Below are 12,509 nucleotides of genomic sequence, written 5' to 3' on the forward strand. Positions count from 1 at the left end.
TGGTCCTGCCTGGAAGCGTTGGGTCAGACGGGCATGTAGTCGGGGCGGGGGATGACGTGCCGGGTGGTGTTGTTCAGTCCCGGACAGATGACCTTGACGACGGCAAAGTCGTCGTTGGTGCTGAGATCGACAGCCATGGGTTCGTGGCCGGTCAGGTCGGTCACCATGCGGCAGGCCCAGTCCAGTTCGGCGTCGATGTCGTCGAAGGTCCGGCACGGTTGCGGCAGGGCTTCGCGGTAGGGGAGGGCCTGGGGATCGACAGCGGGTTTACGGGTGGATCCCCGCAGGGCGTGGGAGTAGGTGGCGGTGAGGTCGTCCCGGGAGCCGTTGATGAGCGTCAGACGGCTCTGGACCGCCTCGGTTAGGGCACGAGAGAGGGCGACGCTGCTCGACGAGTGCGCGCCGGAGCCTGCGGTCAGCAGAGCGAAGTCCTCGCTCCATACGAAGGCGGCGAAGCAGGAGACCCCCCATCGGTTGGGCACGGCCGCTACGTCGAGGAAGACGTCCTTGGCGATGATCCGTTCGATCAGGGGCGCACACATCTGGTCGTCGATGGTGTCGACCCGGATGTTGCGGCGGACGTCGCCGGGGTCCTGGGTGAGTCGGCTGAGTGCGTCCCGTTCGATGACCTCGTACAGGGCGTGCAGAGCTGCCTCGGCGAAGGAGTTGCCTGAGGCCAGGCCGTTGCTGGAGACGAGCAGGCCGCGGGGTCGCCAGGTCTGCCCGGCGACGCTGGTGAGCTGGACGCTGTCGCGGGGGACAGGGACGGGTTGTTTGGAGGTGAGGCCGGTGGCGGCCACCCAGTCCAGCGGGCTGCTGTCGTCTAGGAGGCTGCCCTCGTGATGGGCGAGATCTGCCAGCTTGTAGGGCAGGTCCAGAGCGTGGGCGGGGACGGCGCGGTGGGAGGGCTCGGGGCAGGCGAACTCGGCGTGCCACATCTCCACGGACTCCATCACTGCGGAGATCTTGGCGAGTAGCAGGTCGTGGCCCTTGCCCTGGGAGACGGACAGAGTGCGGGACAGGGGGCGGTAGGCAACGGCTACAGGGATGCCGATGATGTCCAGACCAGTCACATCTGCGACGCGGGTGATGCCGAACGCGGAGAGTTGAGGGGCGATCAGGGCCCAGGTTTCCTCAGGGGTGCGGACCCGGTGGGTGCCGGTGGTGAATACCTTGTGGCCGGTGGGAGCGGCCTGCTTGGGGGTGGTCGTCATGTCACGCTCCTATTTGCCGGCGGTCGTTGTGGTCCTTGAGGAAGAACGGGCGCAGTGCTTCGACGGCTTCGCTTGCGGAGGCGAACCCCCGGTCGCGTGCGGCGGCGTTTCGTGAGCGCCCGTCGGATTGGCTTCCCAGGTTCCACAGGGCATCGAGATGACGTTGGAGGACGCTCACTTTCAGGTGGTCGATATGCTTACTGAAAGATGTAAGGACCACCTTTTCGTTGACCTGCAGACTCGCCGAAACAATTCCGCCCGTGACTTCCTGCTGAGGGAGAAGCCACGCCGCCGTCGGCTCATCGCCGAGATCGACAGCCGGACGCGACGAGCGGACGAGCAGGGTCAGTAGGAGCTGCTGCGGTGACAGCTGCTGGCCCTCTTCCTCTCCCACCCAGTGCCCAGCGCGGTCGGCAGGGATGGAGTCCGGGCTCAGGTGTTCCTTGGCCGCGGTGGCCAGCGCCCGCTCCTCCAGCTCCTCCAGCGGGCTGTCGGGGGCCAGGCCCGTCATCGCGGACAGCACGTAGCGCCGCCAGCGCTGGACCTGGTCGCGGCCGAAGAGCCGCTGGTAGTCGAACTGGGCCGCCCTGCTGACGAAGCGGCCGTCGAACCAGGCCCCGTTGAAATCGAGGTGCCACTTGCGCAGATACGTGGTCCGCCAGCCGGCGGGCCATTCCTGCGGCGAGGCAGGGTTGGTCACAGGGTCCTGAGACCACAGGAGGCCGTGTGCGTGGCGCAGTGCCTCGCAGGCGTCCTGGTACTTGAGGCTGAGGGCAGGTCCTCGTCCGCTCACGAAGGCCCCCATCCGGCGGGCCGCATCGCGCAGTCTTGGATCACCTTCGCAGGCCCGCTCCACGGCCTTCCAGGAGCGGCGTGGGTAATGGAGGGAGCGGGCCGTCTCCACGAGCCGCTCCCCCTCGGCAGGGGAGACCGCCGCAGCCTCGCAGGCCTCTTCCACTGCGTAGCGCATATTCACGAGGGCCTCGCTGAGAACCTGCCAATCAGGCCCTTCGGTATGAAGAACGGCGACCTCATCGTCAGCCTCCAGAAGGCCGTCGCGAAACCCCTCGAATATGCGCCCGACGCCCGCCATTCCGAATTCGTTAAGCTCCGCCGCTCGCAGTGCTCCCATGCTTGAAGCGCCTATGACAGTCACACCGCGCGCCATGGTGTCCAGAATTTCTTTGTGCCGAATCGGCGGATGGCCGTGATAAAGGCCGTCGATGAGGACAACGATGTCTCCGGCGGAGAAATCTCCGCTTATGAAGTCACCGTGCCGCGCCGGCGGATGAATGCAGAGCTCGGGGAAATTTTCCCTCGCCGCCGAGTCGTTCAGTGTCGGACCTATGAATGCGTGAACCCTCACAAGTTCCCTCACTCAGAGTAGTGGACTGTTGCCCAGCATGATGATCCCAGCTAGATGGGCTAGAGGTTAGCCTCCGCGGACCTCCAATCCAATACGGGCAAATCGCACAAGCTGTGGCATGGCAGCCATTTGCATTTTTAGGTGCTCGATACACCAGATGGGGGAAAATGCAGACCGCGCCCCAAGTGGAAGTCGATCTACTCAGGGGCGAATTTGGGCCATGTTTAAGGATCGGCAAATCTGGACATGGCGCGCGTGTTCATGTCTCAGAAATAGTCGACTTGACATACTGCTACGAGGCGAAAAGCCCACCTGGCGAGGATGGCGCGAATGCCATTGACGATCTTCGTGAGCCGTTGTTACGTTCGAAGAGCGAAACCGCCGACGGGGCACCGTCGGGGAAACTTGGAGACAGGACTTATCCAGTCCTTACCTCTCCATAAAACTCACACAAGGAGAGTGCTATGCGCACCGAGAACACGATCGAGGCCTCTGAGGACCTGTTCGACGAGGCGGTCCCCACCACGATCGCCCACGAGGCGGCCTCCTACACCGACGAGTAAGTCGGACCTCACATGACGCTGTGAACCGGTGACCACCGAGCCACAGCAACCCAGTCGTGGGGGCGGCGGGACCGGTGTCCGCACCGAGCCGGCCGTCCCCATGACTGCCTCAGCCGGCAGTACGGGCGTGGCCCTGGCGCCGTCCGCAGCCACATGCCCCAGAACGACGAAGAAAGGGCCGCACGGTGGACCAGCCCCTGGTAGAGACAGACTTCGAAACGACGGACGCGCCGTCAGACGCACGCATCCTGGGAGCCACGCACTACGCCTCCGGCACTGAGGTGGCAGCCAAGCTCGTCCAGACGATCGGATCGAACTGGGGCAAGCATCCCCTGCACGCCGAGGGCGTCGTCGACACCTCCGCCCTGCTGACCGCGGAGGACATCGACCACCTCATCGACTCCCGTACCCTGCGCGTCTCCCAGCTCTGGGTCTGCAACCAGGGCCGCAACCTGCCCCCGTCGACCTACATGAGCGTCGGCGAGCAGCAGCGCAACCGAAGCGTCGGCAGCACCTCCGACGTCCGGCGCATCATGACCCTGGCCACCGAGGGCAGCCCCGACCCGATAAAGGTCGCCCAGCACGTCGCCAACGGCGCCTCACTGACCCTCAACCAGGTCGACCAGTACATCCCCAACCTGCGGGCCATGTGCGAGCAGTTCGAGGCGGAAACCCACATCCGTGCTGGGGTGATCCTCTTTGTGACGCCCCCCAGCGCCCAGGCCTTCTCCCTGCACGCCGACCCGCACGACATCATCGTCATGCAGACGCACGGCACCAAGCAGTGGGAGATCCACCCCACCGTCTGGGAGAAGAAGCACGACCCCGACGCCCAGATCCGCCGGCTGGTGATGAAGCCCGGCGACATGCTCTACGTGCCCGAGGGCACCCCGCACGTCGTCCGGACCAACGAAGACGGCCTGTCCATCCACCAGACCATCCAGTTCAACGTCCCCCGGTACGACAAGGTGGCCTCCAAGGTCCTGCTGCTGGCCTTCGAGCAGTACTGCCAGAACACCGCTCTCTCCGGTCCCCTTCCTCCCCTGCGCGGCAGTGGACCGGAGATCACCGAGCAGCTCGCCCCCAGCTTCGCCGACTTCGCTGAGGCACTGAAGGACCTGGACCTAGGCACGCTCGTCGAGCAGCACCTCCAATCGGTCCTCCCGCGCCAGCGCACCCTGGCCACCGGGCGCATCACCGCCATCGCATCGGCGGACAGGGTCACCGCCGACACCCCTCTACGCCGCGCGGTGCCGTTCACGGTGACCGTCCAGGACGACACTGTCAGCACCGTCTTCGGCCGCCGCCGGCTCAGCAGCCCTCTGCGCACGGAGAAGTACCTGAGCGCGCTCGCCGAGGCGGAGACCTTCACCGCCGACACCGTCAGCAACGAGATGGACGCCGCCTCGCGCCTGCTGCTGTGCCAGCGCCTGGTCCGCGAAGGCGCCCTGACCCTCGCCTGACACCCGGCCCTCTGGGCTGTGCCCTGCCGGCACGGCCCAGAGACATGCCCCGCGGCCACACCGTCACAGCCGCCTTCGCCTGGAGCCCACTCATGCACGAACCACTCCCTCATCTTCCGCCCACGAGCGGAGACGCCATCGGACACCTCCTGACCCGGGCGTGGAACGTCCAGGGCAGCCCAGGCCAGGTCTTCGAGATCATCGAACGCTCGGACGGCTTCACCGGCGTCTGCGACGCCGCCGAGTACTTCACCCCCTACGAACAGTGGCCCGAGCGCGAGCAGGAACTTCTCGCACTTTGCCGCGGACGTGTCCTCGACGTTGGCTGCGGAGCCGGCCGACACCTCCTGCATCTGCAGCAGAAGGGACACACCGTTCTCGGGGTCGATAGCTCGTCCGGAGCCGTCGAAGTGTGCGAGAAGCAAGGTATCCCCGCTCGCCTCGGATCCGCACAGGCACTGCCCTGCGACGACAGCAGTTTCGACACCCTCCTCGCCCTGGGCGCCAACCTCGGACTGCTCGGCGGCCGCGAAGAATCGCTGGCCACCCTCCAGGAATGGGCACGGGTCGCAGCCCCCGGCGCTCAGATCCTGGCCACCGGCCGCGACCCCTACGCCTCCAAGGGACCGATTCACAGCGCCTATCACCAGGCCAACCGCGACGCCGGCCGCATGGCGGGACAGCTCCGTATCAGGATCCGCTCCGGTGCCCTGGCCTCACCGTACTTCGACTACCTCTACGCCTCGCTGGCCGAGCTCACCGACCTGCTCGCTCCCTCGCCCTGGGCCCTGGGGCACACGATCGAGGACGCCTACGGCGGATACGGCGTCGTGCTCACCCTCAAGGACTGACCACCCCAGCGCCCCGCACAGCAAGATGGAGACCCCATGAAGGACGGCTATTACCTCTCGGTGTACGCCAACCCCGTCGGCCTGCAACGTGTCCTCAACGTGACCTACCGTCACGACGCGAACCTCTCCTTGTGGCACAAGCAGAAGGATGAGGTCACCCTGGTCGCCCACTGGGAGATCGAACGGATCAGCGGGCAGAAGCAGCACCGGACCCCGTTCCTCGACGAAGCCCACCTCCGCGGTTTCCTCGACGAACGCCTCGCCGAGCATGGCCTCACCCTGAACGACATGACCGAGGTGTGGGGCACCCCGGACGTCGACACCATCAGCGACTACCACCTGGGCGACGACTACCCCCAGCTGGCCTACCACGCGCTGTCCCACCTCTACAGCGCGTTGCTGCTCGACACCGACAAGTACTTCAACGGCACCATCCTGGGGTTCGCAGTCGACCGCGGCCCAGAATTCGTCATCGAGCGTGCCGTCAAGGAGAAGTGGTTCGCTGGCTGCGTCGTACAGGACGGGAAGATCACTATCTTCCCGGTGGACTCCCCGGCACCGCTCTACGGAGCGGCCAAGGACCGCTTCAAGCAGCGCGAAGGCACCCTCATGGCATTGGCCACCGCGACCAAAGCCTACGGCCGGTCCGACCGGCAAGCCGTGCTCGAGGGCTTCACCTTCGACGACATCACCTCGATGATCACCTCCGCCACGGCCCTGGCGGCCATCGTCGACCAGGTCGCCGAGACCCTGGTTCCCGACCCCGCCTTCACACTGGACGAGTCACTGGTGAGCGCGGTCATGAAGGAGGTCCAGGCGATCTCCGTCCTGATCATGGAGCGCAACGTCGAGCGGGCCCTTGCCGAGCACCAGATCGACCCTGCGGAAACCCGACTGGCCCTTGCCGGCGGATACGCCCTCAACTGCCCTACCAACAGCCACCTTATGGCCAAGTACGGCTTCACCGAGCTGATCGCACCCCCCTGCGTCGGCGACGACGGCCAGTCCCTGGGCATGGCTCTGGCCGCCTTCCTTAAGAAGAGCGGCGAGCAGAAGTTTTCCTTCCGCTTCCCGGGTGCCTACCTCGGCAGCAGCGACGACACCCTCGACGAGGTGCTCCGCGACCACGACCGCTTCATCGCCGGCGTGAGCGCCTACGACGACGCCACGGCCGTCGCTGACCTGCAAGAAGGTCCCGTTGTCTGGTTCAACGGACGCTCCGAGATCGGCCCCCGGGCCCTGGGGAACCGCAGCCTCATTGCCGACCCCACCACCTACACTTCGAAGGAACTGCTCAACCGGCACAAACAGCGTGAATGGTGGCGCCCCGTCGCCCCGGTCGTCCTCGAAGGGCACGCGGCCGACTGGTTCGAGGATGCCCGCCCCTCGCCGTACATGCTGGAGACTTTCACAATCCGCGGGGAGCGGCGCAGCCGGATACCTGCGGTCGCCCACCTGGACTACTCTGCCCGAGTCCAGACGCTCACGAGCGAACAGAACCCCGCTCTGCACCGGCTTATCCAGGCCTTCCACCAGGCCACCGGCGTACCGATGCTCTGCAACACCTCCCTCAACGACAAGGGAGAGCCGATCATCGAGAAGATCACCGAAGCCGTGAACTTCTGCCTGCGCAAGCAGATCAAGGTCGCCTACATCAACGGCACACGCGTGGAGTTCACCGGCTTCGAGGCCTACCCGGAACGGGAACCCCGGCCGAGGGCGCATACGAAGTTCACCGAGGTCCCGGAAAACGCCGAGCGAGACATCCGCTTGGCGCTCAATCCACACCAACTGCCGGACGTTTACCTCTACCGGTACCTGCACGACAACCTCATGATGGACGGCGTAGACATCACGACTGCCGAGGGTGCCCGGTCGGTCCGAGAAGCCGTAGATGCCCAGTTCGCAGCCGACCCCGCCCTGCGCGACCGCCTGGAGAACCGGATGCGGGAACGAGGGGAGAAATTCGCTTCAATTGGGGCAAAGTACACCTTCTGATTGGCATATTCTAATCAATTCTGCGCATTGATTAGAATGTTCGATCCGATGTGGAAACTTCGGCCACAACGCGTGAAGTCGGATCGGGTGCCTGGATGACCACCTGGGGGCCGCGCCCGGGCTACGGCCTGGACGCGGCCCCAGCCTCATGAGCTGGCCACGGCCCCGTTCCGGCTGAGTGGACGCCCAGATCCTGCAGAGCCGAGATTCCCGACGATCGTCCGCGGGCCACTGCGGAAGCCACTGACCTGATCATGAAGGATCGGCCAGTCGTCATTCGAGCCGCTCCGAGTCCGCCCATGCCCCTTGATCTGCGACCTTTCAGCAGGTGGAGAACAGCTCTCCGTGGCTGGCGGGGCGACAACTACAGGCCCATCAGGACAGGCTGCTCTCCGTAACCGCGAGGTTCGTGGTAGGATACCGAAGCGACCTGGCGGACCCTGTGTGCCCGGCGTTTCGCAGCTCCAACGGAGATAGGGTGGAGGTCTTCCCCCGCCCGTCATGGAGGTGCCTCCCCGGTGGCCGACAGCTTTGTTCACCTGCATAACCACACCGAATACTCGATGCTCGACGGTGCTCAGCGGCTGAAGCCGATGTTCGCCGAGGTCGAGCGGCAGGGGATGCCTGCGATCGCGATGAGCGATCACGGGAACATGTTCGGTGCGTACGAGTTTCAGCAGGTGGCCAAGGGCTTCGAGGGCGTCAAGCCGATCATCGGGATCGAGGCGTACGTCGCCCCCTCCTCCCGCCGCAACCGCAAGCAGGAGTTCTGGGGCCCCGGCGGCGTCAGAGCGATGTCGGACGACGGCGAGGGCTCGAAGGACGTCTCTGGCGGCGGCCGTTTCACTCACATGACAATGTGGGCGCAGAACGTCAAGGGCCTGCAGAACCTGTTCTACCTGTCGACCGAAGCGTCCTACACGGGGCAGTTCCCGGCCGGCAAGCCGCGCATGGACATGGAGCTGATCTCCGAGCACTCCGAGGGGATCATCGGGACGACCGGCTGCCCGTCGGGTGCCATCCAGACCAGGATTCGGCTGAACCAGTACGACGAGGCCCGGAAGATCGCCGGCCAGTACCAGGACATCCTCGGCAAGGAGAACTACTTCCTGGAGCTGATGGACCACGGCCTGGACCTGGAGCGCAACGTCCGTGGCGACCTGCTGCGGCTGGCGAAGGAACTGAACATCCCGCTGCTGGCGACGAACGACGCGCACTACGTTCTCGAAGAGCACGCCGACGCACACGACAACCTGCTGTGCATCGGCGTGGGCAAGAACAAGGACGACCCGGGCCGGTTTAAGTTCAACGGCACCGGCTACTACCTCAAGACCGCGGCCGAGATGCGGGAGCTGTTCTCGGAGCTTCCCGAGGCGTGCGACAACACGCTGCTGATCGCGGAGCGCATCGAGTCGTACGCGTCGGTGTTCGAGAACGTCGACGAGATGCCGAACTACCCCGGTGTCCCGGAGGGCGAGACGCAGGAGTCCTGGCTGCGCAAGGAGTGCCTCAAGGGCCTCGCGATGCGCTACGGCGACCCGATCCCCGCCGAGGTCCTGGAGCGATTCGAGACCGAGATGTCGGTCATCGGTCCGATGAACTTCTCCAGCTACTTCCTCGTGGTCGCCGACATCTGCCGGTACGCCCGCGAGCAAAAGATCCCCGTCGGCCCCGGCCGTGGATCGGCGACCGGCTCGATCGTCGCCTACGCCACCCGTATCACCGAGCTGTGCCCGCTGGAGCACGGACTGCTCTTCGAGCGGTTCCTAAACCCCGAGCGAATCAATCCGCCGGATGTCGACCTCGACTTCGACGACCGCCAGCGCGACCGGATGGTGCGCTACGTCGTCGACAAGTACGGCGACGAGTACACCGCCATGGTGAACACCTTCGGCAAGCTCAAGGCCAAGAACGCGATCAAGGACACGTCGCGGCTCCTGGGCTACCCGTTCAGCCACGGCGAGCGGATCACCAAGGCCCTGCCGCCGGACGTGATGGGCAAGTCCATCCCGATCAACGGGATCTTCGACGAAAGCCACCCCCGCTACGGGGAGGCCGGCGAGATCCGGACGATGTACGCCAACGAGCCAGACGTCAAGAAGGTCATCGACGGTGCCAAAGGCGTCGAGGGTCTGATCCGCAACACCGGCGTTCACGCGGCAGCGGTCATCCTGTCCAAGACGCGGCTCACCGATCGCATCCCGCTCCACATGCGGGCCAAGGACGGCGTCAAGATCACCGGCTTCGACTACCCCAGTTGCGAAAACATGGGGCTGGTCAAGATGGACTTCCTGGGGCTGCGGAACCTGGGCGTGATCGACCAGGCCATCCAGAACGTCCGCGAGAACCGCGGCATTCAGATCACCACCGACACCGTCCCGCAGGACGGCGCCAAGCCGATCCCGCTGGACGACGCCACCACCTTCGAGCTCCTGGCCCGCGGTGACACCTTCGGCGTGTTCCAGCTCGACGGCGGCGGCATGCGCACCCTGCTGAAGCTGATGGAGCCCAGCCGCTTCGAAGACATCGCGGCCGCTCTCGCCCTGTACCGGCCTGGCCCCATGGCGGCGAACGCGCACACGAACTACGCGCACCGCAAGACCGGCCGGCAGGAGATCGAGCCGATCCACCCCGAGCTCCGCGATGCCCTGGAGCCGATCCTCGGGAACACCTTCCACCTGCTCATCTACCAAGAGCAGATCATGGCCATCGCCCGTCAGCTCGCCGGCTACACCCTGGGTGGCGCAGACCTCCTGCGCCGCGCTATGGGTAAGAAGAAGCCCGAGGTGCTGGCCGCAGAGTGGGAGAAGTTCCACGGCGGTATGAAGGAGAACGGCTACTCCGAGGAATCCATCAAGGCCCTGTGGGACGTCATGCTCCCCTTCTCGGGATACGCGTTCAACAAGTCCCACACCGCCGGCTACGGACTTGTCTCATACTGGACCGCTTACCTCAAGGCCAACTATCCCGCCGAGTACATGGCCGCGCTTCTCACCTCCGTTGGCGACGACAAGGACAAGGCCGCAATCTACCTGGCCGACGCCAGGAAGATGGGCGTCCGGGTGCTCCAGCCGGACATCAACGAGTCCGTGGCCGACTTCACCGCCATCGGCGATGACGTCCGGTTCGGGCTCCGTTCGGTCCGCAACGTCGGCGAAGGCGTCATCGAGTCCCTGGTTGCTGCCCGCAAGGCCAAGGGCAAGTACAGCTCCTTCCCCGACTTCCTCGACAAGGCCGACATCGGGGCCCTCAACAAGCGGGCCGTCGAGTCCTTGATCAAGGCCGGCGCCTTCGACTCTCTGCACCACACCCGCAAGGGACTGTCCGCCGCGCACGAAGACGCCATCGACGCGATCATTCCGGTGAAGAAGCAAGCGGCGATCGGCCAGGACGACCTGTTCGGCGACCTCGGCAGCGACGGTGACGAGCCCGCCTTCGGCCTGGACTTCCCCATTGATGAGACCGAGTGGCCGCGCAAGCAGCTCCTCGCCGCCGAACGCGAGATGCTCGGCCTATACGTGTCCGCCCACCCCCTCGACGGCACAGAGCACATCCTGTCGCGTAACCGCGACACGACGATCAGCGAGCTCCTTGCATCCGGCCGCACAGAAGGCACCGTGCAGTTGTCCGGCCTCATCACGGGCGTAGAGCGCCGGATGACCAAACAGGGCAACGCCTGGGCGATCATCAAGCTCGCTGACCGTGACGGCGAGATGGAAATCCTCTTCTTCCCCGCGGTTTACAGCCTCGTCGAGCACGCCCTGATCCCTGACTCCGTGGTCTCCGTCCAAGGGCGTCTCAACGATCGTGACGGCGTGGTCAGCATCTTCGGGCAGGAGATCCAGATCCTGGACGTCTCCTCGGCGGAGACCGGCGGCCGGCCGCCGGTCATGCTCTCCTTCCCCTACTACAAGATCAACGAGCCGACAGTCATCCGCCTCAAGAGAATCCTCTCCGCTCACAAGGGAGAGACCCCCGTCCGGATGAAGGTGCAGACCCCGACCAAGACCGTCCTCTACGAGCTGGGCTTCCTGGTGGACCCGACCTCGGTCGCGTCCGACATCAAGGGCACCTTCGGGCCCGACGCATGGGCGGGTGTGGCGTGAGTGAGGAGGAGATCGTCCTCAGCCTCAACGACCCGCCTGCGTGCGCGCAGTGCGGCGGCCTGACCCTGCTCAAGGCGGAATTCCCGCACACCTGGAAAAACGCTACGGAGCAGGACGTGACCGGCGTTCGAGCGGTCGCTCTATGCCCAGAGTGCGATCGTGGAGAGCCCAGCGCGGACGCGCTGCTGGCCCTGTTCACGGTGGATGGACAGCTGAGCGAGCAGAACCTGACGGTCTTCACCGACCTGATGGCCGCATGGCTCGACGTCGTACGCCACAAGTCCGTCGACATGGAACGCCTGGACGCAGAGCACAAGGCATGGCTTCGCGGGGAACTGGACAACGATGAGGCTGACGGCCTCGATGGCGACGCAGTGCGGTGAGAGCCAAGCGCCCCCGTCCGGCACCTCTGGAGGACCGGATACCGGTCCAGGAAGTCCTGGACCGGTACGAGGCTGGCGAGGCAGCCCGTTGTCTGGCTGAGGAATTCTCCGTCAGCGAGCGGTCGATCTTCCGGCTGCTGGAAAGGTACGACATACCTCGGCGCGGGATCCGGGCAAACCTTCCGCTATCGAACAAGGAGATCGTTCGGCGCTATCTCGTCGAGCGGCAGGAGATCAAGCAGATCGCCGCAGAGCTCGGGGTAAGCCGCCATACCGTGGCCAGTCGTCTTGATGAGGAGGGCGTCGTTCGGCGCGTGGGACACCGCGGGGTGAACCTCCCCGATGACGAGATCCGTGACCGCCATGCCCAGGGTGAGTCCATCCGCTCCATTGCGCGCTCTTACGGAGTCTCTCCACCCACCATCCGCGCACGGATATCAGGCGATCTGGGCGATTAGTGCCCAGTCGGCAGAGGAATGCGTGCCCGCCTCGCTCCCGTAAACCATCTCCTTGCCTTCGGGCCCGCACTGCACGACCAGACAGGCGTCCAGGCCCACCACAGACC

8 protein-coding genes are annotated in these 12,509 nt (G+C 65.2%); 6 read left to right on the top strand and 2 right to left on the bottom strand.

Annotated features, from left to right (window positions below; genetic code table 11):
* Positions 1 to 23: 23 nt before the first annotated feature.
* Positions 24 to 1,214, bottom strand: coding sequence for a YcaO-like family protein (locus SVTN_RS40190; RefSeq protein WP_052499830.1), 1,191 nt, complete (start codon positions 1,212 to 1,214; stop codon positions 24 to 26).
* Between the two features lies 1 nt (position 1,215).
* A complete protein-coding gene (locus tag SVTN_RS41375; RefSeq protein ID WP_078908863.1) occupies positions 1,216 to 2,592 on the bottom strand; it encodes a TfuA-like protein in 1,377 nt (458 codons plus the stop codon).
* A gap of 832 nt (positions 2,593 to 3,424) precedes the next feature.
* On the opposite strand from SVTN_RS41375, the gene SVTN_RS40200 reads away from it, so the two are divergent.
* From SVTN_RS40200 to SVTN_RS44060, 6 genes are all read left to right on the top strand, one after another.
* A complete protein-coding gene (locus tag SVTN_RS40200; protein ID WP_159026603.1) occupies positions 3,425 to 4,606 on the top strand; it encodes a JmjC domain-containing protein in 1,182 nt (393 codons plus the stop codon).
* Between the two features lie 92 nt (positions 4,607 to 4,698).
* Complete coding sequence (locus SVTN_RS40205) at positions 4,699 to 5,457, top strand: class I SAM-dependent methyltransferase (protein ID WP_041134879.1); 759 nt, start codon at positions 4,699 to 4,701, stop codon at positions 5,455 to 5,457.
* Between the two features lie 36 nt (positions 5,458 to 5,493).
* Positions 5,494 to 7,455: a carbamoyltransferase C-terminal domain-containing protein gene (locus tag SVTN_RS40210; RefSeq protein WP_052499832.1), complete on the top strand. Its 1,962-nt coding sequence runs from the start codon at positions 5,494 to 5,496 to the stop codon at positions 7,453 to 7,455.
* A gap of 518 nt (positions 7,456 to 7,973) precedes the next feature.
* A complete protein-coding gene (dnaE, locus tag SVTN_RS40215; protein ID WP_041134880.1) occupies positions 7,974 to 11,561 on the top strand; it encodes a DNA polymerase III subunit alpha in 3,588 nt (1,195 codons plus the stop codon).
* The gene (locus SVTN_RS40220) at positions 11,558 to 11,944 is read left to right on the top strand and encodes a DUF6300 family protein (RefSeq protein ID WP_159026604.1); all 387 of its coding nucleotides are present in this window, start codon (positions 11,558 to 11,560) and stop codon (positions 11,942 to 11,944) included. Before dnaE ends, SVTN_RS40220 begins: the two co-directional genes overlap by 4 nt.
* Positions 11,941 to 12,402, top strand: a complete 462-nt coding sequence (locus SVTN_RS44060) for a helix-turn-helix domain-containing protein (protein ID WP_107072812.1) — start codon at positions 11,941 to 11,943, stop codon at positions 12,400 to 12,402. The genes SVTN_RS40220 and SVTN_RS44060 overlap by 4 nt, the downstream gene beginning before the upstream one ends.
* Positions 12,403 to 12,509: the final 107 nt, after the last annotated feature.

It is taken from the genome of Streptomyces vietnamensis (assembly GCF_000830005.1).
Lineage (GTDB): Bacteria > Actinomycetota > Actinomycetes > Streptomycetales > Streptomycetaceae > Streptomyces > Streptomyces vietnamensis.